General features: G+C 68.2%; 22 protein-coding genes. 16 read left to right on the top strand and 6 right to left on the bottom strand.

Annotation, left to right across the window (positions count from 1 at the left end; translation table 11 throughout):
* The first annotated feature begins 257 nt into the window (after positions 1–257).
* The 5 genes from WT53_RS20370 (at position 258) to WT53_RS33895 (ending at position 3,951) form a co-directional block, all read left to right on the top strand.
* On the top strand, positions 258–704 hold the full coding sequence (locus WT53_RS20370; protein ID WP_034206188.1) for a VOC family protein: 447 nt from the start codon (positions 258–260) through the stop codon (positions 702–704).
* A 43-nt stretch (positions 705–747) separates the two neighbouring features.
* The gene (locus tag WT53_RS20365; RefSeq protein ID WP_034204802.1) at positions 748–1,326 is read left to right on the top strand and encodes a hypothetical protein; all 579 of its coding nucleotides are present in this window, start codon (positions 748–750) and stop codon (positions 1,324–1,326) included.
* 217 nt (positions 1,327–1,543) lie between these two features.
* Positions 1,544–2,755: a porin gene (locus tag WT53_RS20360; RefSeq protein WP_034204801.1), complete on the top strand. Its 1,212-nt coding sequence runs from the start codon at positions 1,544–1,546 to the stop codon at positions 2,753–2,755.
* Between the two features lie 415 nt (positions 2,756–3,170).
* Complete coding sequence (gene pal / locus WT53_RS20355) at positions 3,171–3,662, top strand: peptidoglycan-associated lipoprotein Pal (RefSeq protein ID WP_034206187.1); 492 nt, start codon at positions 3,171–3,173, stop codon at positions 3,660–3,662.
* 133 nt (positions 3,663–3,795) lie between these two features.
* A complete protein-coding gene (locus tag WT53_RS33895; protein ID WP_034204800.1) occupies positions 3,796–3,951 on the top strand; it encodes a hypothetical protein in 156 nt (51 codons plus the stop codon).
* Between the two features lie 91 nt (positions 3,952–4,042).
* Here the strand turns inward: WT53_RS33895 and WT53_RS20350 are convergent, their stop codons facing one another.
* Genes WT53_RS20350 through WT53_RS20340 form a run of 3 tightly spaced genes read right to left on the bottom strand, consistent with a single transcriptional unit; the run spans position 4,043 to position 8,849 of the window.
* Positions 4,043–5,302, bottom strand: coding sequence for a cytochrome c (locus tag WT53_RS20350; protein WP_034204799.1), 1,260 nt, complete (start codon positions 5,300–5,302; stop codon positions 4,043–4,045).
* Entirely contained in the window at positions 5,299–5,973 is a 675-nt protein-coding gene (locus tag WT53_RS20345) for a (2Fe-2S)-binding protein (protein ID WP_034204798.1), read from the bottom strand. The genes WT53_RS20350 and WT53_RS20345 overlap by 4 nt, the downstream gene beginning before the upstream one ends.
* Entirely contained in the window at positions 5,970–8,849 is a 2,880-nt protein-coding gene (locus tag WT53_RS20340; RefSeq protein ID WP_034204797.1) for a xanthine dehydrogenase family protein molybdopterin-binding subunit, read from the bottom strand. The genes WT53_RS20345 and WT53_RS20340 overlap by 4 nt, the downstream gene beginning before the upstream one ends.
* A gap of 460 nt (positions 8,850–9,309) precedes the next feature.
* On the opposite strand from WT53_RS20340, the gene WT53_RS20335 reads away from it, so the two are divergent.
* The 4 genes from WT53_RS20335 to WT53_RS20320 all read left to right on the top strand — a co-directional run bounded on the left by WT53_RS20335 (position 9,310) and on the right by WT53_RS20320 (position 12,837).
* Positions 9,310–10,860 (top strand): sensor domain-containing diguanylate cyclase, encoded by a 1,551-nt coding sequence (locus WT53_RS20335; RefSeq protein ID WP_034204796.1) that lies wholly within the window; start codon positions 9,310–9,312, stop codon positions 10,858–10,860.
* A 256-nt stretch (positions 10,861–11,116) separates the two neighbouring features.
* Positions 11,117–11,392, top strand: coding sequence for a hypothetical protein (locus tag WT53_RS20330; RefSeq protein WP_034204795.1), 276 nt, complete (start codon positions 11,117–11,119; stop codon positions 11,390–11,392).
* A gap of 161 nt (positions 11,393–11,553) precedes the next feature.
* Complete coding sequence (locus WT53_RS20325) at positions 11,554–11,769, top strand: hypothetical protein (protein WP_034204794.1); 216 nt, start codon at positions 11,554–11,556, stop codon at positions 11,767–11,769.
* 33 nt (positions 11,770–11,802) lie between these two features.
* On the top strand, positions 11,803–12,837 hold the full coding sequence (locus tag WT53_RS20320) for a succinylglutamate desuccinylase/aspartoacylase family protein (protein WP_034204793.1): 1,035 nt from the start codon (positions 11,803–11,805) through the stop codon (positions 12,835–12,837).
* Between the two features lie 61 nt (positions 12,838–12,898).
* On the opposite strand, the gene WT53_RS20315 is transcribed toward WT53_RS20320, so the two are convergent.
* Positions 12,899–13,969: a double zinc ribbon family protein gene (locus WT53_RS20315; RefSeq protein WP_034206186.1), complete on the bottom strand. Its 1,071-nt coding sequence runs from the start codon at positions 13,967–13,969 to the stop codon at positions 12,899–12,901.
* A 575-nt stretch (positions 13,970–14,544) separates the two neighbouring features.
* On the opposite strand from WT53_RS20315, the gene WT53_RS20310 reads away from it, so the two are divergent.
* From WT53_RS20310 to WT53_RS20275, 7 genes are all read left to right on the top strand, one after another.
* On the top strand, positions 14,545–15,465 hold the full coding sequence (locus WT53_RS20310; RefSeq protein ID WP_034204792.1) for a recombination-associated protein RdgC: 921 nt from the start codon (positions 14,545–14,547) through the stop codon (positions 15,463–15,465).
* A 494-nt stretch (positions 15,466–15,959) separates the two neighbouring features.
* On the top strand, positions 15,960–16,520 hold the full coding sequence (locus WT53_RS20305) for a GNAT family N-acetyltransferase (protein ID WP_034204791.1): 561 nt from the start codon (positions 15,960–15,962) through the stop codon (positions 16,518–16,520).
* A gap of 66 nt (positions 16,521–16,586) precedes the next feature.
* Entirely contained in the window at positions 16,587–17,540 is a 954-nt protein-coding gene (locus WT53_RS20300; RefSeq protein WP_034204790.1) for an ABC transporter substrate-binding protein, read from the top strand.
* Positions 17,541–17,593: 53 nt separating this feature from the next.
* A complete protein-coding gene (locus WT53_RS20295; RefSeq protein ID WP_034204789.1) occupies positions 17,594–18,643 on the top strand; it encodes an LLM class flavin-dependent oxidoreductase in 1,050 nt (349 codons plus the stop codon).
* A 10-nt stretch (positions 18,644–18,653) separates the two neighbouring features.
* The gene (locus WT53_RS20290) at positions 18,654–20,006 is read left to right on the top strand and encodes an LLM class flavin-dependent oxidoreductase (RefSeq protein ID WP_060261209.1); all 1,353 of its coding nucleotides are present in this window, start codon (positions 18,654–18,656) and stop codon (positions 20,004–20,006) included.
* 62 nt (positions 20,007–20,068) lie between these two features.
* A complete protein-coding gene (locus WT53_RS32705; protein ID WP_082727512.1) occupies positions 20,069–21,868 on the top strand; it encodes an amino acid ABC transporter permease/ATP-binding protein in 1,800 nt (599 codons plus the stop codon).
* A gap of 34 nt (positions 21,869–21,902) precedes the next feature.
* Positions 21,903–22,835: an ABC transporter substrate-binding protein gene (locus tag WT53_RS20275; RefSeq protein WP_034204787.1), complete on the top strand. Its 933-nt coding sequence runs from the start codon at positions 21,903–21,905 to the stop codon at positions 22,833–22,835.
* Between the two features lie 70 nt (positions 22,836–22,905).
* Here WT53_RS20275 and WT53_RS20270 read toward each other — a convergent pair whose 3' ends face one another.
* Both WT53_RS20270 and WT53_RS20265 read right to left on the bottom strand, forming a co-directional pair.
* Positions 22,906–24,000, bottom strand: a complete 1,095-nt coding sequence (locus WT53_RS20270; protein ID WP_034204786.1) for an LLM class flavin-dependent oxidoreductase — start codon at positions 23,998–24,000, stop codon at positions 22,906–22,908.
* A 61-nt stretch (positions 24,001–24,061) separates the two neighbouring features.
* On the bottom strand, positions 24,062–25,030 hold the full coding sequence (locus WT53_RS20265; RefSeq protein WP_034204785.1) for an ABC transporter substrate-binding protein: 969 nt from the start codon (positions 25,028–25,030) through the stop codon (positions 24,062–24,064).
* Between the last annotated feature and the right edge of the window lie 36 nt (positions 25,031–25,066).

The raw sequence follows: 25,066 nt of genomic DNA, 5'->3' as shown, positions 1-25,066 counted from the left end.
GCGGTTTAGGGTCACGGCGTCCAGCCGGTATCCGTGCCGATCGGCTGGAACAGGGGTTCGCGAGCCGAAAATTCCCCGTGCGACCGGAACGAATTCTGCTCAGGGTCGGAGCGACTCCAGCGGATTCGGCCGGAAGATGGTTTGACGCGTGCATCGTGGCGTTCGCCGCCATCTGGCGGCGGTCCATTTCGTTCAAGACCGGGAGCAAAATGCGCGATAGGATCGAGCCACACCCACACCATCCACCGGAGGGCACCATGGCGATTCGCGAAGTCTTTCCGTATCTGCGCGCCAAACGCGCGGAGGACGCCATCGCGTTCTATGCGAAGGCATTCGGCGCGCAGGAGAAATTCCGGCTCGTCGAGCCGTCGGGGCGCATCGGCCACGCGGAATTGCAGCTCGGGCCGTGCACGTTGATGATCTCGGACGAGTTCCCGGAATACGATCTCTTCGCCCTCGACCCGGACGGCAACGCGCCGATGGCGCTCCATCTTCATGTCGACGATGCCGATGCGACGATCGCCGCCGCCGTCGCGGCCGGCGCGCGCGTGACGCGCGCACCCCAGGACCAGTTCTACGGCGAGCGTTCGGGCAGGATCCGCGATCCGTTCGGTTACGATTGGCTGATCGGGCATACGATCGAAGCGGTCGAACCCGACGAAATGCAGCGGCGTTACACGGCGCTGATGTCCGGCGATCAGTGAGCGATCCGGACGGCATACCCGAGCGATCACCCCGACTTCCGCGATGCACTACCACCCCGACGACATCGGCCGGCTTTTCCTCGGCGTGCCGACGCTGCAGTTGAACCGGCCGGCGCCTGCCGAACGGTTTCTCGCCGCCGCCGTCGATACCGGCGTCGAACTCCGACAGGTGCTGCGCGACTACCCGCATGTCCGCTATCGGCCGCTCGACTTCCACTATCTGTGCCAGCAAAGCCTGTCCGCGCTGGACGACGCGCTGCTGGCCGACCTGACACGCGACATGCGGCATGGCTGGCGCGGCGCGCACTGGGCCGCGCTGCTGATCGCGTTGTCGGGCGACGCGCGTTATCTGCCGCATCTCGACGAGGTCAGGCGCCACCGCGGCGTCGAATGGACCGCCGAGCTTGCCGAAGCGGCATCGGCCGCAAATGCGCAATCGGCGCCCTGCCGTTGCTGCCGGTCGATCGTGCAATTGCGCAATCAACTGGCCGAGTTGCCGCGCGTCGTCGTGCGGCTGAGACCCGGGATTTCGCCGGAAGCGCTCGAAGCGAGGACGAACGCCGTTCGTGCTGCCTATCGAAGCGGCGGCGCCAACGCGGCGCTGCCGATCGCCCGCCGCTAGGCGCTCGGCACGCCGTCGCGCGATGGCGTGCCGAACCGCACGCCCCTCCACGCACGCCCCCTTCCCGACCGCTTCCCCGCAGTCGACGCATCGCGATTCCGAGCGATTCCGCAGAGGACCTTTCCTGTGCAACGCCTTAATCGGCCGCCGAAAGATCTCCAATAATGGCCGCCCGATTCAATCGGCCGCCAGGCCGGTCCAACAACAACAAACACCCATGCATTCCTTCCACACGAACCAGTACGCCGGCGCACGCGTCGCGGGGACCGTCATTGCCGCCTGCCTGACCGGCTTCGTGCCGGATCTCGCGCTTGCCCAGAGCAGCGTGACGCTGTACGGCCTGATCGACACGTCGATCACGTTCTCGACCAACCAGCGCACGCGCGGTGCCGGCTCGCCCGGCGGCGACAGCGTCGCGATGACGAGCGGCGCACTGAACGCGTCGCGCTGGGGGCTGCGCGGCCGCGAGGATCTCGGCGGCGGAATGGCCGCGGTCTTCGCGCTCGAAAACGGCTTCTCGGGCACCACCGGCAAGCTGTCGCAGAAAGGCGTCGCCCTGTTCGGCCGCCAGGCATGGATCGGCGTGAGTTCGCGGACGGCCGGCACGCTGTCGTTCGGCCGCCAGTATGACCTGATCCTCGATTTCGTGACGCCGCTCGGTGCGTCCGGCCCCGGCTGGGGCGGCAACCTCGCGGTCCACCCGTACGACAACGACGATTCGAACCGCAACCTGCGCATCAACCACGCGGTGAAGTACACGAGCCCGACGGTTCGCGGGCTGAGGTTCGGCGCGATGGTCGGGTTCTCGAACACGGCCGGCCAGTTCTCCAACAACGCGGTGTGGAGCACGGGGGTGTCGTATGAGAACGGGCCGCTGAAGCTCGGCGCCGGCTACCTGAAGATCAGCCGGGACCGCAATGCGCTGAACCCGGACGGCGCGCTCAGCACGGTCGACGGCTCGGCGACGATCACGGGCGGCAACCAGCAGATCTGGGCGATGGCCGGGCGTTATGCGTTCGGGCCGCACTCGGTCGGCGCCGCGTGGTCGCATTCGACCACCGACGGCGTGACGGGCGTGCTCCAGGGCGGCAACATCGTGCCGCTGAAGGGCGAATCGCTGGTGTTCGACAACGTCACGATCGACGGACGCTACTTCGTCACGCGTGCGCTGAGCGTCGCCGCCGCGTACACGTACACGATGGGCCGCTTCGACACCCGCACGGGCCAGACGCGCCCGAAATGGAACCAGGTCGTCGCGCAGGCCGACTATGCGCTGTCCAAGCGCACGGATGCGTATCTCGAAGGCACATACCAGAGCGTGAGCGGCGGCAACGGCCATCCGGCGTTCAACGCGACCGTCTGGACCTTGACGCCTTCCGCGAACGGCAACCAGGCCGTCGTCGCGCTGGGGCTGCGGCACAAGTTCTGACGAGGCCGCGTGCGCTGCGGCGTCACGCGGACGACCGACGGCGTCCGGCGAGTGCTTCCCGCATCACCCGCTTCCCGTTGCCGTACCGACAAGGCCGCGCCTCGTGCGCGGCCTTGTCGCTGTGGCATGCAACGCATGCCGCACACCGTTCGCGGAAGCAAGAATGTCTCCCGACTGTCGCGTTTGCGCAAAAAATGCGAAGAAACTGGTCACGTTGTGACATTTTTCCTAATCTGTTTGCAGCGACGCCGCGATTCGGCGTTCCGGTCGCAACATTCTTTCATCTGGCGCACCATCGGCTTACGAGCCTGCATCACGGCAACGGGGCCGGACCTTTCGCGCCATGGCGGCCGGACAGCTGCGTGCGAACGGCACGCGCCACGCTTTCAATGCAGTCAACCGCTGGAGACGAACGATGAGCAAAATGAACCGAATTGCGGTCCTGGCAACTTTCGTACTGCTGGCCGGTTGTCACAACGCGGCGAAAACGCCCGAGAACGCCGGCGCGGCGCCGACGCCCTCGAGCGAAGCCGTCGCGACGGTGACGGCCGACGATCTGAACAATCCGAACAGCCCGCTCGCCAAGCGCAGCATCTACTTCGATTTCGACCAGTACTCGGTGAAGCCCGAATTCCAGTCGCTGCTGCAGGCGCACGCCGACTACCTGCGCAGCCACCCGGCGCGGCGCGTACTGATCCAGGGCAACACCGACGAGCGCGGCACGTCCGAATACAACCTCGCGCTCGGCCAGCGCCGCTCGCAAGCCGTGATGAGCGCGCTCGAAACGCTCGGCGTGCCGGCCACGCAACTCGAGGCCGTCAGCCTCGGCAAGGAAAAGCCGGTCGCGCTCGGCCACGACGAGGAAGCGTGGGCGCAGAACCGCCGCGCGGATCTCGTCTATCGTTGATCCACGCGTCGCCGCCGCGGCGATACGCAAAAAGCATGGAATAACGGCGCCGCCGAAACGTCTTCTCATCGCGCAGACGCGCGGTTCACGCGAACCGCCTTTCCTGTGGCCTGCGCGCTGCAAGGAGATTGCAATGAAATCGGCAACGTTGGCTGCGGCACTGATCGCGGCGCTGGTGCTCGTGCTGTCGGCGGGCTGTACGTCGTCGGGCAGCGGCGTGTCGCAAGGACCGGGCATGAGCCGGTATGGCGGCTCGGGCGGCAGCGGAGGCGGTGGCGGCGGCTACTGACGCGCCACCGTCAGGAAAACGGGGCGGCGCATCGCGCACGCGCGCCGGAAACCGGCTGCCTCGTGCGCGACGCCCCGCCCTCGGGCACGACTCAACGCATCGCCTTCACGTCGGCCGGCGTAACGCTCGCGGGCTGGCCGCCCCATGTCGCGCGCAGGTAGTTCGCGAGCTGCGCGAGCTCGTCGTCGCTCAGCGTGTGCGCGAAGCCCGGCATCGGCTGCAGGTTTTCGAAGCCGGCGAACTTCTGCTCGTCGATGCCGTCGAGCATCGCGACCAGCAGGTTGCGCGGATCGCCCTGCCGCACCGTCGAGTTGCCGTTCATCGGCACCGCCACGTGCGGCTTGCCCTCGCCGTTGAGACCGTGACAGCCGGCACAGACCGCGAGATACACCGAGCGCCCGGCGGCCAGTTGCGCGGCATCGGCCGATACCGGCTTCACCGGTTGCGGTGCGGGCGGCGTATCGCCGAGCAGGTACGTCGACAGCGCGCGCAGGTCGTCCTTCGTCAGGTACTGCGTGCTCAGGTGCACGACCGGATACATCTCGCCGAACGCCGAGCCTTGCGGCGCGATGCCCACGCCGAAGAACGCCTGCAGGTCGGTGCTCGTCCAGCCGCGCGCGGCGAGGCCGGCCGGCGTGATGTCGGGTGCGGCCACGCGGCCGAGCGCGGCCCCCGCGAACGGCTTCGCGCCGTCGAGCTGCCCCGTGAACGCGCGCGGCGTGTGACATTCCGCGCAGTGGCCGAGCGCGCCCGCGAGATAGCGGCCGCGCTGCCAGTCGGCGGATTGCCCGGCCGACGCATCCGGCAGGCTGTCCTTCAGGAACGCCATGTCCCAGAACACCATGCCGAAGCGCAGGTTGTACGGGAACTTGAGTTCGTGCGCGCGGTTTTCCTGCGCGACCGGCTTGACCGTCTTCAGGTACGCGTACATCGCGTCGGCGTCGGCGCGCGTGAGCTGCCGGTAGGACGTGTACGGCATCGACGGATACAGGCGCTTGCCCGGGGCCTTGCCGTCGTGCAGCGCGGCGTAGAAGTCGTCCGCGCTCCAGTTGCCGATCCCGTGATCCTTGTCGGGCGTGATGTTCGAGCCGTAGAACGTGCCGAACGGCGATTCGAGCGCCGCGCCGCCGGCGAACGGCGCGCCGTCCTTCGCGGTATGGCACGCCGCGCAGTCGGCGGCCTTGACGAGATAGCGGCCGCGCGCGATCTGGTCGGCGCCGGGGGCGCCGGACGCCGCGCTCGACGCCGGCGCGTCGCGACCGCCGCAGGCGGCGAGCAGCAGCGCGCAGGCCGCCGCGAGCGCGGGCAGGCCCGCGGCCCGCGCGACACGATGAGCGAATGTGCGTTTCATGCGCTGTCCTTCACGAGTCCCGGTGTCGTCAAAATCACGTCCTTGACGGCTTCGTAGTAGCGGACATAGCCCGTGCAGCGGCAAAGATGTGCGTCGAGCGCGTCGGTGATCGTGCGCTCCACGTCGGCCTTCGCGATCGGCTCGCGCTTCAGGCGCTCGATCAGCACGGTTGCCGCGTTGACGAAGCCCGGCGTGCAGTAGCCGCACTGGAAGCTGAAGTGCTCGAGGAACTTCTGCTGGATCGGCGACAGCTCGACCACTTCGCCGGCTTCGTTGCGCTTCGCGTGGCCTTCGATCGTGCGGATCGAACGGCCGTGGAAGAAGTGCGCGCCGGTAATGCAGGTACGCATCTCCTCGCTCGTGCCGTCCGGCTTGTCGACGATGACGACGCACGCGTGGCAGATCCCCTGCCCGCAGCCGAGCCGCGAACCGGTGAGACCCACGTACTCGTGCAGGAACTCGATCATCATCAGCCCTTCCGGCACCTGCATCGGGCCGACGGACTTGCCGTTGATGTTCACCGACAGCGGTTTCTGCTGAAACCGGACGAGCGGACGCTCGACGGCGGCCGGTGCCGATGCCGGCGCGACGGAAGCCGCGGTCGGTGCGGCAGCGCCGGTCGCAGCCGCGCCGGCGCTCGCGGCCGAAGCCGCGGTTTGGGCGGTCGTCATGCGAGCACCTCCTGAATCTTTTGCGGGGTCACCGGCAGGTCGGTGAAACGATGGCCGATCGCGTGCGCGATGCCGTTCACGATCGCGCCGACGACGGGGATCATCACCACTTCGGCGACACCCTTGGGCGGATCGGTTTCGGACAGCGGCGGCAGCACGTCGCCCGTCTGCGTCCAGACGGCGACGTCGGACGCGCGCGGCAACCGATAACGGTTGAAGTTCCACGTGCCGTTGCCGGGGCCGTCCTCGTAGAGCGGCAGGTACTCGTGCAGCGCATGGCCGATGCCCATCGCGAGACCGCCCTGCAACTGCCCCGACACGAGCTGCGGCGAAATCTGGTTGCCGCATTCCATGATCGAGTGGTGCGTGAGCAGTTCGACCTTGCCGGTCGCTTCGTGCACGGCCAGCTCGACGAGCGTGCCGACCGCCGTGTAGTACGTGACGGCCGCGTTGTTGCGGCTCGTCGGCGGGATGAACACGCGCTTGCGATCGAGCACGCGATAGCCGTTCGCGGTCGGCGGCAGCGTGCCGCGCAGCGCGGTCGCGCCGGCCGGTGCGGCGGTGCCGGGCAACGGGCCGTCGTCGGCGCCTGTCTTCGGCGCGCCGATACGCAGCGACAGCCCGTCGATCGGCAGACGCTCGAGCGCGCCGCCGATCTCGAATTCGGCATCGGTCCACTGCCAGCGGTTGAACACGTGCACGACGGCGCCGGTCGGCAGGCCGAGCGCATGCGCCTGCTTCGCGAGCTGCTCGAACGTCAACGGCTCGAGGCCGTCGGCGGTCAGCTTGCCGTCGACCCAGCGCGCATCTTCGATACGAATCGTGTACGGCGCGGCCTGGCCGCCGCCCAAGCCGCGCGTCCAGATCGACATCGCGGCCGGCCACAGCCCGTAGCGGAATACGGCGCGCGCGGCCTCGCGCGTGCTGTGCGTGAAGTAGTAAGCCGAATTCGTCGCGCTCGACGGCGACGCATAGCCGGGCGACCAGCGCGGGTTCGCGCTCAGGCGGTCCTGTTCGGCCTGCGACATCAGATACGGATCGCCGCTCGTCTCGACCGGTAGGTCCGGCCATTCGGTCACGGCCACGCGGACGTCGGTCGCCGGGCGGCCGAGCCATTTCGCGACCGCGACGGCCTGCGACGTCGACATCCCGGTGCCGATCTCCGCGGCCGTGTGTTGCAGCGACACCTTGCCGTGCGCGTCGAATTCGACCTTCGCGAACGACGCTTCCGCGCCCGTGCCGAAATCCTTCTGCACGCACGCGAAACCGACGCCGTAGCGCTTGCCCGGATGCGCGGCCTCGAATTCGGCCTTGCGCGCCGCGCGGCGCGTCCAGAGCGGATGCTGCTTCGCACGCTCCAGCACTTCGTCGACGCGCAGCGCGCCGGCGGGAATCGCGCCCTGCGTGTTCTTCATCCCCGAACGCAGCGCGTTGCGCAGACGGAAGTCGATCGGGTCGATGTTCAGTTGCGCGGCGATCTCGTCGACCGCCATCTCGGTCGCGGCCATGCTCTGCAGCGTGCCGTAGCCGCGTGCGGAGCCGGCGTCGATCGCGCGCGACGCGATCGCGACCGCCGCGAGGTCGCTCTTCGGGAAGTAGTAGATCGATTGCGCGGCGGTGGCGCCGACCATCGCGACCGACGGCGAGAAGTTCGAGCGGCCGCCGCCGTTCGCCTCGAAGTCGCCCTTGAACGACTGCAGCAGGCCCGTGTTGCGATCGACCGCGATCCGGTAACGCATCTTGAACGCGTGACGCTTGAGCGACGTCTGGAACTGCTCGTAGCGGTCGTTCGCGAAACGCACCGGGCGGCCGTCCGCGTACAGCGCGCAGACGAGGCCGTAGAACGGCACGTTGAAGTGATCCTTCGAGCCGTAGCCGACCGTGTAGCACGGATGCACGAACAGCTGCTTCACCGGGAAGCGGCATTTCGCGACCATCGCGGCCGCGTTCTCCGATACTTCCAGTGGCGACTGGGTCGGCACGACGAGATGCAGCGACTGCGTCGCGGCGTCGTACCAGCAGTTCGCGTTGTCGGGTTCGAGCGCGGCCGTATCGACCGACTGCGTGTTGTATTCGCGGTCGAACACGAGCCAGTCGGCCGGCGGACGGTCGAGCTCGCCGGCGATCTGCCCGGCGAGGAACATGCCCTGCTCGTCGAGCTTGCCGTGTTCCTTGCCGTCCGGCCAGACCGGCAGGTGTTTGCGCATCATGCTCGGGAAGATCGGCGCGTCCTTCAGGCTCGAATAGACGTCGTCGTCATAGGCGGTCTTGCCGCCCACGCGCACGTAACGGAAGGTGCCCCACGGATCGCGCTCGAGCGGGCCCGTGACCGCGCCGTAGCGGATCACGTCGTCGCGGAACTTCAGCGCGTTCTTCGCGAAGCGAAAGCGCGCGAAGTCGTGATAGATCAGGATCGCGACCGCATGGCCGAGATACGCGGGCGTCTTGCCGGCCGGCAACAGCATGTCGTCGCCGTAGAACGCGGGGAATGCGACGCCGTCGCGCGCGAGATCGTCGGCCGTGACCACGCGGTCCGGCTTCAGCTCGTCGCCGAGCAGCGACAGGTCGAAGCCTTCGTACGTACGGTCGGCCTGCGTGACGCGCAGGATCAGCGCGTGCGACTGCTGCTGCGGCCAGTGCGGCATGTCCGCGGCGCGCACGTCGCGGGCGAACACTTTCGAGCCCGTGACCTTCGCGATGCCGTCGATGCGGAATTGGGGGATGCCGGTGACGCTATCCCATTTGACGGGCGTGAGGAGTTTTTCTTCGAAGAGCGCCGCGAACGCGCGGCTGCCGATGGGCGCGACATACACCGCGACGCCCGCCAGCACGCTGGCTTTCAGAAAACCCCGCCGTGACAGGCCGTGGTTTTTCATTGGGGGGAACCTCCTGAGGCGGCTCGGACGGCGATCGGGTGTCGCGGCGTTCGGAGCGGCGCGCATTCTGGCATTGTTTTTGATATATCGCCTATAGTATTTCCCGCATGAAATACTTATTGAATTTCTTATAACGAAGCTCGGCCGGGCTGCGCGGGCGGTCCCGTTGGCCGCTTGCGTGCGGCTGGATGTCGTCGCACCGGCTTCGCGGTCGCCGGTCGGCCGCCGACCATCCGCACATCGTTCCGTTCGCAACGATGCTGCCTTCGCGCCGACGCATCCGCAAGCCGCCCCCAACCATGGTCGACGACCGTCGCGCGAGGCAGCGCGTGGCGTCGCCGACCGGCCCGCGCCGCCGGTTTTTCATGGTAATGTCGTGCGCATCCGGCTCGGCCGGGCTTCCGCCACGTGCCGTGCGGGCGCCGCCAGCCATCGCGACATCGTGTCGAGGTCGACAACCATGGCAGTCAGGGCATCTCTCCTGAACTCCGTTCTCGCCACTCCCCCCTCCGGCAACCACCGCGTGACGGCCGCGCTGCGTCCGTCGATGCTCGTGACGCTGTTCGAGGACGTGCGTCCGATGGCGCTGTCCGGGCTCGCGAGCGGTTTCGTCGCGGCCGTCGCGCTGCTCCGGCTGCAGCAACTGTGGTGCGTCGCGTGGCTCGTCGCCGACGTCGGCCTGCTCGTGGCGCGCCTGTCGATCGCACGGGCGTACGCGGTGCGGCGCAACGCCGGCGACGATCGCGCCGAATACTGGGCGATGCGTTATGCGCCGGTGTCGCTGGTCGCGTGCTTCGTGCTCGGCCTCGGCGCGATGGGCTGCGTGCAGGCCGCCGACGTCGAGCTCGGCACGCTGTCCGTGATGGTCGCGGGCGGCGTGTTCGGCGGGATCGCGTCGCGCAATTCGGCGCTGCCGCGGCTCGCGATGACGCAGGTCGCGCTCGGCGTGCTGCCGATCGGCGTCGGTGCGCTGCTGGCCCCCCGGCCGGGCGCGTGGCTGCTCGTGCCGCCGCTCGCGATCTATCTCGCGGCGATGCGCACGGTCGTGCAACGCCACTATCGCGTGCTCGTCGCGCTGATCGCCGCGCGCCAGCGCAACGCCGAACTCGTCGCCCGCTTCGACGCCGCGCTCACCTACATGCCGCACGGACTGTGCATGATCGACGGCGACAGCCGCGTGATCGTCGCGAACCGGCGCACCGCGCAACTGTTCGGCTCGCCGCGCGAAATCATGCTCGATACGCCGCTTCCGGCCGTCGTCGCCGCGCTCGGCGCCCATGCGGCGATCGATCCCGGCGGTGCTAGCCTCGCCGCGCAGTGCGACGACTGGCTGAGCCGCCACGCGCCCGGGCCGCTCGACATCGCGCTTGCCGACGGCCGCCAGCTCGAACTGACGCGCCACCGCGTGCCGGACGGCAACGCGGTGATCATCGTCGAGGACGTCACCGCGCGCCGACAGACCGAACAGCATATCCGGCACCTCGCGCGACACGACGCGCTGACGGGTTTGCCGAATCGCCACGAACTGCATGCGGAGCTCGAGCGGATGCTCGCGCGCCGGCCGCGGCTGCCGAGCCCGGCGTTCGCGGTCATGTATCTCGACCTCGACGGGTTCAAATCGATCAATGATCGCTTCGGCCACCAGGCCGGCGACGAAGTGCTCACGCAGGTCGCCGAGCGGTTGGGCAAGACGCTGCCGCCGGGCGAGCTTGCGGCACGCATCGGCGGCGACGAATTCGTCGTCGCGATCGACGACACGACGATGCACGCCTGCTCGATCCTCGCCGCGCGGATCATCCGGCAGATTTCGGCGCCGTATGCGCTGTCGATCGGCGAGACAGTCTGCATCGGCATCAGCATCGGCATCGCGCTCGACGACGGGCACGGCTCGCCCGACGAGTTGATTCGGCAGGCCGACAGCGCGCTGTACGACGCGAAGTCGGCCGGCAAGGGCATCTACTGCTTCTATTCGAGCGGCAGCCGCCGCATGGCGCCGGCCACCGCAAGCTGAGCCGGCGACGCGCGCGCCGCAGCGCGCATTCCTTTTGCGCAGCCGCCGCGGCCTCCCGACGATTCGATGCCGAAACGCTTTGCCGGTTCGCACGCGGCGCCGCGCGTGTGCGTGTCACGTGACGTGTTCCGTAACATCGCCGTCCGGCACGCCGAAGAAGACTGCAGAAGCCTGCACGATCGAGGCCGAGCGCGGCATTTCGCGGCTGGCACCCTTATTGCTCCTTGATGGGAAAAGCACGTTTCAGGGAGCCTATATGAATACCGTCGACGTCCTCGCACGCACCGAAATCATCGACGAACAGGCCGTGATCGACGGCGCGTCGCTGATTCGCCGGCTCGTATCCGACCGCCGGATGCCGGCCGCATACGAAGCCGCATGCGTCGACAATCCTCCGCTCACGCTGTACGGCGCGTTTCGCCAGGGCGTCGCCGATCACGCTGCGGGGCGCGCGAATCCGTATCGCGCCGGCAGCCGTTTCTGGGCCCTGTGGGAAGAAGGACGTCTCGAAGCTGAAACATCCGGCCGGTAACCCGGTTGCACGCGCCGCCCCTGTCGCGACAAGGGCGGCGCGAGATCCGACGTATGCATGCGGCCGGCCGGCGCGCCGGCATGCGTTCATCGCTACAACATCCGCGTCGGTCCGGCGGGCATCGTCGTCGATCAAGACGAACGCGGGCCGTCCCGATCCGGATGGAGCACGAGATCGATCGCCGGCGGATCGCGATGCGCTCGCCAACGCGCGCACGGTATGGCGATGCCCGACGCCGCAGCCGCATCGGGCGGCCGCACGCCCGGGCATTCATCGATCGGATCAAACGGGAATGGGAGCCGTATTTCGATCGACGCGCGCAGGCGTTCGGCACCGAACGCGCCCGGTGCGGCGCGCAGCGCTCGTTTCCTCTATAAGATGGCAGATTCCATGCATCGAACGACGCTGCCATGACCGCTTCCTCCTCACACCGAAATCCCATTCACTGCGAAATCGATCTCGACGCGCCGGGCAAGCACGCGGGGTACCTGCGGCTGCCGCACTCCGTGCACCGCTCCGCCTACGGCTGGCTGCCGATCCCGATCGCGTCGATCCGCAACGGCGACGGCCCGGTCGCGCTCGTGATGGCCGGCAACCACGGCGACGAGTACGAAGGCCAGATCATCGTCTCGCAACTGATGCGCGAGATCGAACCCGACATGGTCAGCGGGCAGTTGATCCTGCTGCCGATGGCGAATTTTCCGGCGGCGGATGCGGGCCTGCGCGTGTCGCCGCTCGACGAAGGCAACCTGAACCGCAGCTTTCCCGGCGACCCGACCGGCACGCCGACGCAGATGATCGCCCACTACATCGAGCACGCGCTGCTGTCGCGCGCGCAGTACCTGGTCGATCTGCACTCGGGCGGCAGTTCGCTGCTGTACCAGGGCGGCAACATGCTCGCGATCGATCCGCTCGACGCGGACGAAGCCGCGAAGCTCAACGGGCTGCTGAACGCGTTCGGGCTGCACAATGCGCTGCTGCACGCGCCGAATCCCGTGCATTCGGCGTCGGCCGCGCGCCGGCAAGGCGCGATCTCGATCGTCACCGAGCTCGGCGGCGCCGGGATGGCCGATCCGTCGCTGATCCGGCTCGGCCGGCACGGGTTGCTGCATTACCTCGGCTATATCGGGCTGCTGCACGGCGCGCTCGTGCCCGACGCGCCGCCGACCGTCACGCGCTTCATGCGCGTCGACGGCGATCGCCATTTCGTCTATGCGTACGAGCGGGGGCTGTACGAGCCACTCGTCGAACTTGGCGACCAGGTGAAGGCCGGGCAGCCGGCCGCGTGGGTGCATTTTCCCGATACGCCGTTGCGCGAACCGGTGCTGCACCGGTTCAACGGCGACGGCGAGGTGGTGTGCAAGCGCGTGCCCGCGCAGGTGCGGCGAGGAGATTGCCTGTTTCAGTTGGCGGAGTTGTCCACGCCGCCGCGTGTCATCGAGTGACGCAACCGACTGGCGCGTTCGCGACCGTCGCAAGCCGACGCCGGTGCATACGCGCCGGTTGTCAGTCGGACGACACCGGCGACTCAGTTCCCTGTGCAACGCCGCATCGATGGCAATGCGGGAAGAAGAAGAAATTCCGGCCCCCGCATTCGCCGCATGCATTGAAAAGTCTCAAGCCGCAATGTACGCAGAACGTGGAATCGTCGCCGCCGAGATTCCACTGTTTGTCGCACGACGGGCAGCGCTTTTTCTCGAGTGACCGGACGGCTTTTTCATATCCGATCGTGCGTGCGCGTTCGCCCCGATCCTGCTGCAATTCGAGCCGTTTGCGTTCGGCATAGCGCTGAAACGCCTTCATCATGTATAGACCGGCGAATACCGTGAGCACGATGCCGACGAGGACCCGGACATAGCCGCCGAAATTCGGCAAGTACGGCACCAGCTCAATGAAAAACGCACTCAGCGCAAACAGGCCGAAACCGTACACGAACGGCCAGTAGCGCGCCTTGCGGTAGCGGATGAACAGCCAGATCGCAACCAGCAGGATCGGTAACGTCAGCGCTAGCCGCAGCCCGAACACCTGCATCTCGTAGCGCCGCGTTGCTTCGTCGAAGCGCCGTTCGGCCGCTGCGTCCGCTTCGGCGATTTGCGTGTCGACTTGATTTTGCTGCGACGTCAGCGCCCGTTGCTGGTCGCCGATCGCATCGATCTGATGCTGCCAGTCGACCACCACGGCCTGCAGCGTATCGAGCTTGCGCGTTCTCGCCAGAAGGTCCGGATCGCTCGCACCGTCTCCCGTCACCGCGCGGGTTGCCAGCCAGTTGCGGAAACTTTCCTTCTCGGCCGCGTATTCCTTCGCGGCTCGGCCGCGCGCCACTTCCAGCGTGTCGACCTTCTCGGCAAGCGCGTCGCGCTGCGCCAGCAGATGGCGCCGCGCCGCGTCGAGCCGCGCCTTTGCCGGCGCATCGGCGAATTGCTCAACGGCCGGCGGCCCCCCGCTCGGAGCGAACGCCATGTCCCGGATCACGAGGCTGCCGAGCATGTTCAGAAAGACCGCGAAGACGATCGCGATTGCCCATGACGCGATTCGCAGGAGCCGTGCAGGGCTGGTCAGGCCGTCACCGGGAGTCATCATCGTTTTTTTCCTGTTGTTGGAATGGTTTCCATTGTTATTAATCTCGAAGCAACCGTCGATGCTCTCTTTCTCGCCGGCTACCCGTCCGACTTCGCCGCGATGCCGAATGCCGATCCCGAGCGTTCGGCCCCCCATTCGTGCCAGCGAACCATCACCTCGAGATTGGCGGAGGAACGTGTGGGTTCAGCTCGATGAGTTCTCGGGCCAACCTGGCAGGCATCGCAATGCCGCAGCCGGAACAAACGCTATTGTCGGTCCGTTCGCCACAACACGGACAAAACCATCGCCCCGTGTAGGAGCGGGAAGGTTGAACGGACGTTTCGCCGGTTCTCAATGCTTCGAACTGCATTCGAACGGAGTGGCTAAAAAGTGCGCCCGTCGATGCACATCGAAGTTCTCCTCCCGCGACGATGACGAGTTCAGCGGAGCAATAGGGGCAATGCATGAGCGACAAGGTCGTGGAAATGACTGGAGCGGACTGGAATGCCGCCATCTTGGACGAGGCATCGACTGTCCGCAACCGACCGGCAGTCGCGCCGTCAGATAGAATGATGGGCTTTGCCCGTACGCCTATGTGGTTCAAGAACCTTCAGCTTCATCGTCTTCCGGCACCTTGGGCCGTTACCCCCGACCAGATGGAAAAATGGCTGGCGCCTCACGCGTTCCAGCCGGGCAGCAGCGTCGAAATGCAGCGCGTCGGCTGGGCATCGCCGCGTGACGACGGCGCGCTCGTGTATTCGATCAACCGGCAGATGCTGCTGCTGTTCCGTTCCGAAAAGAAGCTGCTCCCGGCGTCGGTCGTCAATCAGGTCACCAAGGCGCGTGCGCTCGAAGTCGAAGAGCAGCAGGGCTTCAAGGTTGGCCGCAAACAACTGCGCGAGCTCAAGGAACAGGTTACCGACGAACTGCTGCCGCGCGCGTTCAGCATTCGCCGCGATACCCGGGTGTGGATCGACACGGCGAACGGCTGGCTCGTCATCGACGCGGCTGCCCAGGCGCTCGCCGACGACGTGCGCAGCCTGCTCGTCAAATCGATCGACGGGCTGCCGCTCGCGGGCGTGCAGGTGGCGCGTTCGCCGGTCGCCGCGATGACGGACTGGCTGTTGTCCGGCGACGCGCCGGGCGGATTCACCGTGGACCAGGACGCCGAGTTGCGCTCGAGCGGCGAAGGCGGCGCCACGGTGCGATACGTCGGCCACGCGCTGGAAGCGAACGACATGCGCCGGCACATCGAAGCCGGCAAGCAATGCATGCGGCTCGCGATGACCTGGGATGACCGGATCTCGTTCGTGCTGACCCCGTCGCTGACGATCAAGCGTGTCACGCCGCTCGACGTGATCAAGGAAGCGGCGGATCCGACCGCGCAGAACGACGATGAACGCTTCGACTCGGACGTCGCGCTGATGACGGGGGAGCTGGCGCGGATGCTGGCGAGTCTCGTCGATAGCCTGGGCGGCGAACGGCAGGACGCGACTCGTCAGGAAGCAGCCTGAACGCCGTCGTCGAGGATCATCGCCCCCGCGACGGCGGGGCGTCGTGCCGACACGACGATTGGAGGAGAACCGCCGCCACCCTGGCGGCGGCGAATCACGATCGGGCGCTCGCGATCCTGAACAGCCCGCCCCGCATCGGCGTGACCGGCAGGCCATCGAAACGACGACACGCAGCCGATCCGCGACGCTCGTCTGCGTTGCCCACACGTCGAACGGGCACGGCGCCCTGCCACGGGCGTTCGCCCCACCCCACCCCACTCCGCCTGCAAGCCTTCTTCCGCGTCCCGCGAAATCCTTATCGAAATTGCTTCGTTCGCCTTTGCCGGCCGCGCCGCTAACGTGTTCGAAACATGGCGGCGCGCCGGGTTGCCTCGCACGAAGCACGACAGCGGCCGCCATCACGACAACCGCGTCGCGATAACGGAACAGACCGGACGGGCCGTGTGCCCGCACCCCGCCAGGAACGTCCGCATCGCGCGCCATTCGCGATGCCCATGGCCACGAACGACCGCATCATCGACACGACGCCGCTCGACGTCCGCGCGCAACCGCTGATCGACGCGCTGATCGACGAGTATTCGACCCGTTACGACGCGTATCGCCCCGACAGCCGCGCGTCGGCCCGCGACGAGCTCGCGCGCTACCCGGCCGAACTGTTCGCGCCGCCCGACGGCGCGTTCGTGCTGCTGCTGCGCGACGGCGAAACGATCGGCGGCGGCGCGTTCAAGCGTTACGACTCGCAGACCGCCGAACTGAAACGCATCTGGACGCGCACCGACCTGCGCCGCCAGGGCCTCGCGCGGCGCGTCGTCGAAGCGCTCGAACTGCGCGCCGTGCAGCAGGGCTACCGCCGCCTCTACCTGACGACCGGCTTTCGCCAGCCCGAAGCGTGGGCGCTGTACGACCGCACCGGCTATACGCGGCTGTTCGACTCGTCGATCGATCCCGAAGCGTATTTCCACCTGCGTTTCGGCAAGGACCTCGTCGATCCGTCGCGCACGTCGACGCTGGCCGACCTCTGGGCGCCCGTGCCCGAGCCGGTGCTGCCGCGCTGAGCGCACGGCGTCCCACCTTTCACGTTGCCCATTCCGCTTTCCACGCCTCCACGACAGGACGTTTTCATGCATCGAGCCGTACCGCTTTCATTCCGTGCCGTGCGCACGCTGACCACCGCGCTGATCGGCCTGAGCGCCTTCGCCGCCGTCGCGGCCGCGTCCGCCGCGACGTTCGACCTGAGCCCCGAGCAGCGCGGTCGCCCGCGCGGCGCAGCCGATGCGGCGGTCGAGCGCGCGGTGCCTGCGTCGTTCAGGTTCGCCGAACCGGGCACGCTGACGATCGGCATCGCGCCGAGCCTGCCGCCGATCAGCTCGTATGCGACCGACGCACGCACGGTGATCGGCTTCGACGCCGACGTCGGCCAGCTCGTCGCCGACAGTCTCGGCCGCAAGCTGAAGATCGTCGCGCTCGCGTGGGCCGACTGGCCGCTGGCGCTCGAATCGGGGAAAGTCGACGCGGTGATCTCGAACGTGACCGTCACCGAGGAGCGCAAGCAGAAGTTCGATTTCTCGACCTATCGCAAGGATCAGGTCGGCTTCTACGTGCGCAACGACAGCAAGATCCAGGCGATCCACGAGCCGAAGGACGTCGCGGGGTTGCGCATCGTGACCGATGCCGGCACCAACCAGGAAAAGATCCTGCTCGCGTGGGACCGCGAGAACGTCGCGCACGGGCTCAAACCCGTGCAGATCCAGTACTACGACGATCAGGCGATGCGCATCGTCGCCGTGCAGTCGGGTCGGGCGGACGCGGTGTTCAGCGTGAACTCGGTGCTCGCGTATCAAAGCGCGCAGCAAGGCAAGACGCGGCTCGTCGGCACGATCAGCGGCGGCTGGCCGCGCACGGCCGACATCGCGATCGCCACGCGCCGCGGCAGCGGTCTCGCCGAGCCGCTGACCGTCGCGCTGAACGGGTTGATCAAGAGCGGCCGCTACCGGCAGGTGCTCGACCGCTGGAACCTCGCGTCCGAAGCGATCGACCAGTCGCGCACGAATCCGCCCGGGCTGCCGAAGAGCTGAGCGCCGCGCGCCCGCAACCGTCCACCCACGCTCACGCAGGAACGCCGCTCACCATGTCTTATTCGCTTTCGTTGCTGGACAAGAGTCCGATCGCCGACGGCGCGAACGCCGCCGACGCGCTGCGCTTCACCACGACGCTCGCGCAACGCGCCGAACAGCTCGGCTATGCGCGCTTCTGGGTCGCCGAACATCATGGCACGCCGGGCTTCGCGAGCTCGGCGCCGGAGATCGTCGTCGCGCATCTGCTCGCGCGCACGTCGCGCATCCGCGTCGGCTCGGGTGGCGTGATGCTGCAGCACTACAGCCCGTTCAAGGTAGCCGAGACGTTCAAGCTGCTGGCCGCGCTCGCGCCGGGCCGCGTCGACCTCGGCATCGGCAAGGCGCCCGGCGGGCTGCCGCTGACCACGCGCGCGCTGCAGTGGTTCCACGACAAGGCGCGCAAGCCCGACTTCGCGGGGCAACTCGCGGAGCTCGATGCGTTTCTCGGCTGGGGTGTGGCCGAGGATCATCCGCTCGCCGGCGCGGTCGCGCTGCCGGTGCCGCCGCAGTTGCCCGAACGGATCCTGCTCGGCGGCTCGCCGGACAGCGGCGCGCTCGCCGCGCGCAACGGCTGGCGCTTCTGCTACGCGGGCCATTTCAACGGCGACGACGCGAATCTCGAACGCTCGCTCGACGCATACCGCAGCGCGGGCGGCCAGAAGCCGCTCGTGGCGCTGTACGCCGTCGCCGCGCCGACGCGCGACGAGGCCGAGCGACTGATCGGACCACTGAAGATCTTCAAGCTGCAGTTCGCGGGCGGCCAGAGCTTCAACCTCGCCAGCGCGCAGGCGGCCGCCGAATTCGCACGGCAAAGCGGCGCGTCCGACTACCGGATCGACGAGCTGCGCCCGACGGTGCTGGCCGATACGCCCGAACGCGTGCACCGCGCGCTCGACGCGCTGAGCCGGCGCCTCGACGTCGATGCGTTCGTGATCGATTCGCCGGTGTCCGACTACGCGGCACGGCTCGCGTCGGCCGAGTGGCTCGGCGGCGCGCTGTCGACCACGCCGTTGCAGGCGGCCCTCGCGGCCGACCGTTCCCTTTCCCCCGACCAGAACGCGTGACGCTCCCATCATGACGACCCGACGATCGATCCCCTTCGGCCTGATGCTGCAAGGCGCAGGCAGCCACATGAACGCGTGGCGGCATCCGAGCAACCCGCCCGACGCGAGCATCAACCTCGACTTCGCGATCGGCGTCGCGCGCAAGGCGGAAGCCGCCGGCATCGCGTTCGCGTTCGTCGCGGACGGCCTCTACATCAACGAGAAGTCGATTCCGCACTTCCTGAACCGCTTCGAGCCGCTGACCGTGCTGTCGGCGCTCGCGGTCGCGACGAAGAAGATCGGGCTCGCGGGCACGATCTCGACGTCGTACAGCGAGCCGTTCACGGTCGCGCGCCAACTCGCGTCGCTCGACGCGATCAGCGGCGGGCGCGCGGGCTGGAACGTCGTGACGACGCCGCTCGAAGGCACCGCGAAGAATTTCGGCAAGGCGCACCCGGATCACGAGCTGCGCTACGAAATCGCCGACGAATACCTCGAGGTCGTGCAGGGCCTGTGGGACAGTTGGGACGACGATGCATTCGTGCGCGACCGCGCGACCGGACGCTTCTTCGATCGCGACAAGCTCCATACGCTCGATCACCGCGGCCGCTTCTTCCAGGTCGCGGGCCCGCTGAACATCCAGCGCTCGCCGCAGGGGCAACCGGTGATCTTCCAGGCCGGCTCGTCCGACACCGGGATCGGCCTCGCGGGCAAATACGCGGATGCCGTGTTCACGCATTCGCCGTCGATCGAGGAAACGGCCGCGTTCACGCAGCGCGTGAAACGCAGCGCGATCGAGCACGGGCGGCAAGCCGGCGACGTGAAGATCTTCCCCGGCGTCGGGCCGATCGTCGGCCGTACGGCCGCCGAAGCGGAGGACAAATACCAGGCGATCCGCGACCTGCTGACGATCGACGAGGCGCTCGCGTACCTCGGCCGCTATTTCGATCACCACGATTTCACGCAGTACGCGCTCGACGCGCCGTTCCCGGAACTGGGCGAGCTCGGCCGCAACAGCTTCCGCTCGACCACCGACCGGATCAAGGCCGATGCGAAACAAAAAGGCCTGACGCTGCGCGAGACCGCGCTTGCGGTCGCGACGCCGCGCCCGAACTTCATCGGCACGGCCGAGCACGTCGCCGACGAGTTGATCCGCTGGCACGACGCCGGCGCTGGCGACGGCTTCATCCTCGGTTTTCCGGTACAGGCGCAGGGCATCGACGATTTCGTCGAACTCGTGATTCCGGTGCTCGAGGCGCGCGGCCGCTACAGCCGCGACCTGCCCGGGCTCACGCTGCGCGATCACCTCGGTCTGCCGCGCAAGGCGAGCCGCTACGCGACGCCCGGCGCCGCACGGGAAACGGCCGCCGAAGCGCACGCCTGACGCCGCCGCGCCGCCCGCGCGCGGCGCGCCCGCCGATCGATCCATTCGAGGACTCCAACGACATGAGCGACACGACCCATCTCGGCGGCGTGCTGCCGCCGCTCTCTTCCCCCGGCGCACGCGCGCCCGGCACGCGCGTGCGGATCGTCCCCGCGCGCCACCGGTCGCGCACGGCCGGCACCGTGCTCGCGCTCGTGCTGATCGCGCTCACGCTGCATTCGATCCTCGGCAACCCGCAATGGGGCTGGCCGGTGTTCGCCGAATGGTTCCTGTCGCCGCCGGTGCTGTCGGGGCTCGCGCGCACGCTGGTGCTGACGCTGCTCGGCGCGGTGTTCGGCTTCGTGCTCGGTGCGTTCGTCGCGCTGGCCCGGCTGTCGCGTTCGCGCCTGCTGTCCGCCAGCGCGTGGATCTTCGTGTGGCTGTTCCGCTCGATTCCGCTGATCGTGCTGCTGCTGATCCTGAACAACCTCGGCTACCTGTACGAGCACGTGCGGCTCGGCGTGCCGTTCACCGACATCGTATGGTTCGACACGCCGACGACCGACCTCATCAGCCCGTTCCTCGCGGCCGTGCTCGGCCTCACGCTGAACCATGCGGCGTTTTCCGCGGAAGTGATCCGCGGCGGCATTCTCGCGGTCGACCAGGGGCAGCTCGAAGCCGCCGCCGCGCTCGGGCTGCCGCGCGGCCGGCAGACCTCGCGAATCGTGCTGCCGCAGGCGATGCGCGCGATCCTGCCGACCGCGTTCAACGACCTGATCACGCTCGCGAAAGGCACGTCGATGGTGTACGTGCTCGCGATGCCGGAGTTGTTCTATACGGTGCAGGTGATCTATCGCCGCAACCTCGAAGTGATTCCGCTGCTGATGGTCGCGACCGTCTGGTACCTGATCATCCTGACCGTGCTGTCCGCGATCCAGGTGCAGGTCGAGCGGCACTATGCGCGCGGCGCGTTGCGCAATCCACCGCCGTCGGTGGTCACGTTCGCGCTTGCGCGCATCGGCGGGCTGTGGCGACGTGTCGCGTCGCGCCGCGCGGCATCGAGCGTCCGTGCACGAAGCGATGGCGGCACGCCTGTTGATACCGCGGCCGCCGTGTCGCACACCGGCGGCGAAGTGGCCGTGCATGGCGTGTCGAAACAGTTCGGCATGCAGCGCGTGCTCGACAACGTGTCGTTCGTCGCGCCGCGCGGCAGCGTGACCGTGATCGTCGGGCCGTCCGGCTCCGGCAAGTCGACGCTGCTGCGTACGATCAACCATCTCGAACGCGTCGACGACGGCTTCATCGACATCGACGGCGAATTGATCGGCTATCGCCGCGAAGGCGACGTGCTGCACGAGCTGAACGAACGCGACGTGCTGAAGCGGCGCACCGCCGTCGGCATGGTGTTCCAGAACTTCAACCTGTTCCCGCACCTGACGGTGCTCGAGAACCTGGTCGAAGCGCCGGTCGCCGTCGCCGGCATGACGCGCGACGCGGCCGAGCACGCCGCGCGCACGCTGCTCGCGCGGGTCGGCCTCGCCGATAAAGCCGATGCGTATCCGCGCCAGTTGTCCGGCGGCCAGCAGCAACGCGTCGCGATCGCGCGAGCGCTCGCATTGCGGCCGAAGGTGCTGCTGTTCGACGAGCCGACGTCGGCGCTCGATCCCGAACTCGTCAACGAAGTGCTCGATGTGATCAAGGAGCTCGCACGCTCGGGCACGACGCTCGTGATCGTCACGCACGAGATCGGCTTCGCACGCGAAGTCGCGGACAACGTGCTGTTCATGGAACGCGGGCGCATCGTCGAGGCCGGCCCGCCCGCCGTCGTGCTCGATGCGCCGGCCCATGCGCGTACTCGCGCGTTCCTGTCGCGGGTGCTGTGATGCGCGCCGCTTCCGACTCGCGAGGTGCCGGACGATGACCGATCGACGCCAGTTCGTCACGGCCGCGCTGGTCGCGGCATCGGGCCTGCCGTGGCGTGCGGCTCGCGCGGCCGCCGCGACGGCCGACCTCGACCCGCGCCAGGCCGGCCGCGTGCGCGCCGGCCCCGACGACGCGGCCATTCGCGCGGCAAGCGGCTACCGCTGGGTGCGCGACGGCGCGTTCACGGTCGCGATCTCGCCGCACGCGCCGCCCGTATCGACCTATGCGACCGACGCGCGCACCGTGGTCGGCGCCGATCCCGACTATGCGCAGCTCGTTGCCGACGCGCTCGGCCGTACGCTCGTGCTGGTGCCGATCGCATGGGCCGACTGGCCGCTCGGGCTGACGTCCGGCAAGTACGACGCGGTGATCTCGAACGTCGGCGTGACCGAGAAGCGCAAGGAGAAATACGATTTCACGACCTACAGGCTCGGGCTGCACGGCTTCTACGTGCGCATCGGCAGCCCGATCGCGAAGATCGCGGAGCCGAAGGACATCGCGGGGTTGCGGATCATCACCGGCGCCGGCACGAGCCAGGAGCGCATTCTGCTCGAATGGAGCAAGCGCAACGTCGCGCAGGGGCTCAAGCCGGCCGAGCTGCTCTATTTCGACGACGACGCGACGGCGCGCGTCGCGCTGCTGTCGGGCCGCGCGGACGCGGAGCTGAACCCGAACGCGTCGCTCGCGTACGAGGCCGCGCGCAGCGGCAAGATCCGCCGCGTCGGCGTCGTCAATGCCGGCTGGCCGGCGAATGCCGATGTCGCGATCGCGACGCGTCGCGGCAGCGGGCTCGCGCCAGCGCTGACGATCGCGACCAATGCGCTGATCGGCAACGGCCGCTACGGGCAGGCGCTCGCGCGCTGGGGTTTGCAGAGCGAAGCGATCGCGCGAGCGGAGACCAATCCGCCGGGGTTGCCGTCGTTCTGAACGCGCCATGCAATCGCCCCGGCATGCCGTGACGGCGATGCCGGGGCACGCGACTGGCGCGCAGGCTCGTCTACGCCGGCACCGCCGCCCGATATCGGTCGAGTTCCGCGACATGCGCATGAATCGCCGGGATCAGGTCGCGCCCGTAGGCCAGCGCATCGTCGAGCGGATCGAAACCGCGAATCAGGAACGTCGATACGCCGAGCCGGTAATACGCGCCCAGCGCCCGCGCGACCTGCTCGGGCGTGCCCACCAGCGCGGTCGAATTCCAGCGCGCGCCGGTCAGGTTCGCGACGCCCATCCACAGGCGCTCGTCGAGCACGTCGCCCTGCGCGGCGGCCGCCATCAGCCGCTGCGAGCCGGCATTCTGCGGCGCATGGCCGGCGATCGGCTGGCCGTTCGCGAGCCGCGCCGCGCGCACGCGCGCGCGAATCGCCTCGGCCTTCTCCCACGCGGCCGCCTCGGTATCGGCGACGATCGGCCGGAACGACACGCTGATGCGCGGCGCCCGCCCGAACGGCGCGGCCGCGGCCCGCACGCGGGCGATCTGCTCGCGCACCGCGTCGAGCGGTTCGCCCCACGTCATGTAGACATCCGCGTGTTCGCCCGCGACCGCGAGCGCGGCCGGCGACGAGCCGCCGAAATAGATCGGCACATGCGGCCGCTGCGCGCCCTTCACGACCGGCGACGCGCCGCGCAGCCGATAAAACGCGCCGTCGTGGTCTACCGGCGCATCGGCCAGCCAGATCCGTTTCAGCACGTCGAGATATTCGCGGGTGCGGCGATAGCGCGCATCGTGCGGCACGAAATCGCCGTCGCGCTGCAGGTCCGCATCGTCGCCGCCGGACACCACGTTCAGCGCCAGCCTTCCGCCGCTGAACACGTCGAGCGTCGATATCTGCCGCGCGGCGGCCGACGGCACGATCACGCCCGGCCGGTGCGCGAGCAGCAGGCGGATGCGTTCGGTCGCGGCGGCCGCGAACGACGCGACGATGAAACCGTCCGCCGCGTTGCTGAAATGGCCGACCAGAATCTGGTCGAAGCCGGCGGCCTCGTGCGCCTGCGCGAAGCGGCGCACGTAGTCGGGCTGCACAGCGGCGCCGCCCGGTACGTCGACCTCCGCGCCGGGTGTCGCGGTGATCATGCCGATGATGTCGACTGGCATGTCGGAATGTCCTCGGGTATGTCGATCGGGAATCGCGTGAATCGTGAAGCGTGCCGCACGATCACTGCGCGGCGGCCGTCTTCTGCGCGGGCACGGCGAACGCGCCCGCATACGAGCGGTCGAGCAGCTTCGACGTGTCGTACGCGGCGGGAATCACGCCGGCCTTGTGCAGGAAGTCGGCCGTGTTCTGCGCATCTTTGGCGGCCGTCTCGTCGACGGGGCCGACGCGCTGCTTCGCGTTGTTGAGCCAGCGATACGCGACGTCGGGCTCGAGCTTCGCGCGCTTCGCCCACAGGTCCGCATACTCGCGCGGATGGCTGTCGACCCACTGGCGCGCGGCCACCACGCGCCGCAGGAAATCGGTGATCTCGGCGCGCTTGCCCGAGGCGGCCTGCTCGTTCGCGGCGACGAAGCTCAGCGCCGGCATCAGCCCCTGTGCGGTCGTCACGGGCCGCGCGCCCTGCCGCAATGCGAGCGTGCTGACGAACGGCTCCCACAGCGACACCGCATCGACCGAACCGTTCGCGAGCGCATTGGTCGCATCGATCGGCATCAGGTATGCGTACTTCACCGAATCGGCGCGCAGGCCCGCGTGTTCGAGCGCGCGCAGCACGAGCTGCTGGCTCCAGGCGCCGCGCCATACCGCGATGGTCTTGCCCTGCAGGTCGGCCACGGTGCGCACCGGCGAATGCTTCGGCACGAGGATCGCGACGCCGTCGAGACTCTGCCGCGACACCGCGACGACCTTGACCGGCGCGCCGCGCGCGGCCAGCGTGAGCAGCGCGGAATCGCCGAGGAAGCCGATGTCGATCGCGTTGCCGTTCAGGCTTTCGGCGACCGGCGCGGCGGCCTGGAAGTGCTTCCATTCGATCGCGTAAGGCAGGTCCTTCAGCACGCCGGACGCCTCCATCGATGCCTGGATGTTGAAGTAGTTCTGTTCACCGACGCGCAGCGTGACGGTGTCCTTGGCGATGCCCGGCTGCGCGGCAAGCGCCAGCAATAGCGCCGTGACGATTCGGCTCAGCAACATGATCTCCCGGAAGGTTGGCGGACGGCCGCGCGACGG

Origin of the sequence: Burkholderia sp. MSMB2157WGS (assembly GCF_001532755.1) — a bacterium.
Classification (GTDB): Bacteria; Pseudomonadota; Gammaproteobacteria; order Burkholderiales; family Burkholderiaceae; genus Burkholderia.
This window is presented reverse-complemented; position numbering and strand designations above follow the sequence as displayed.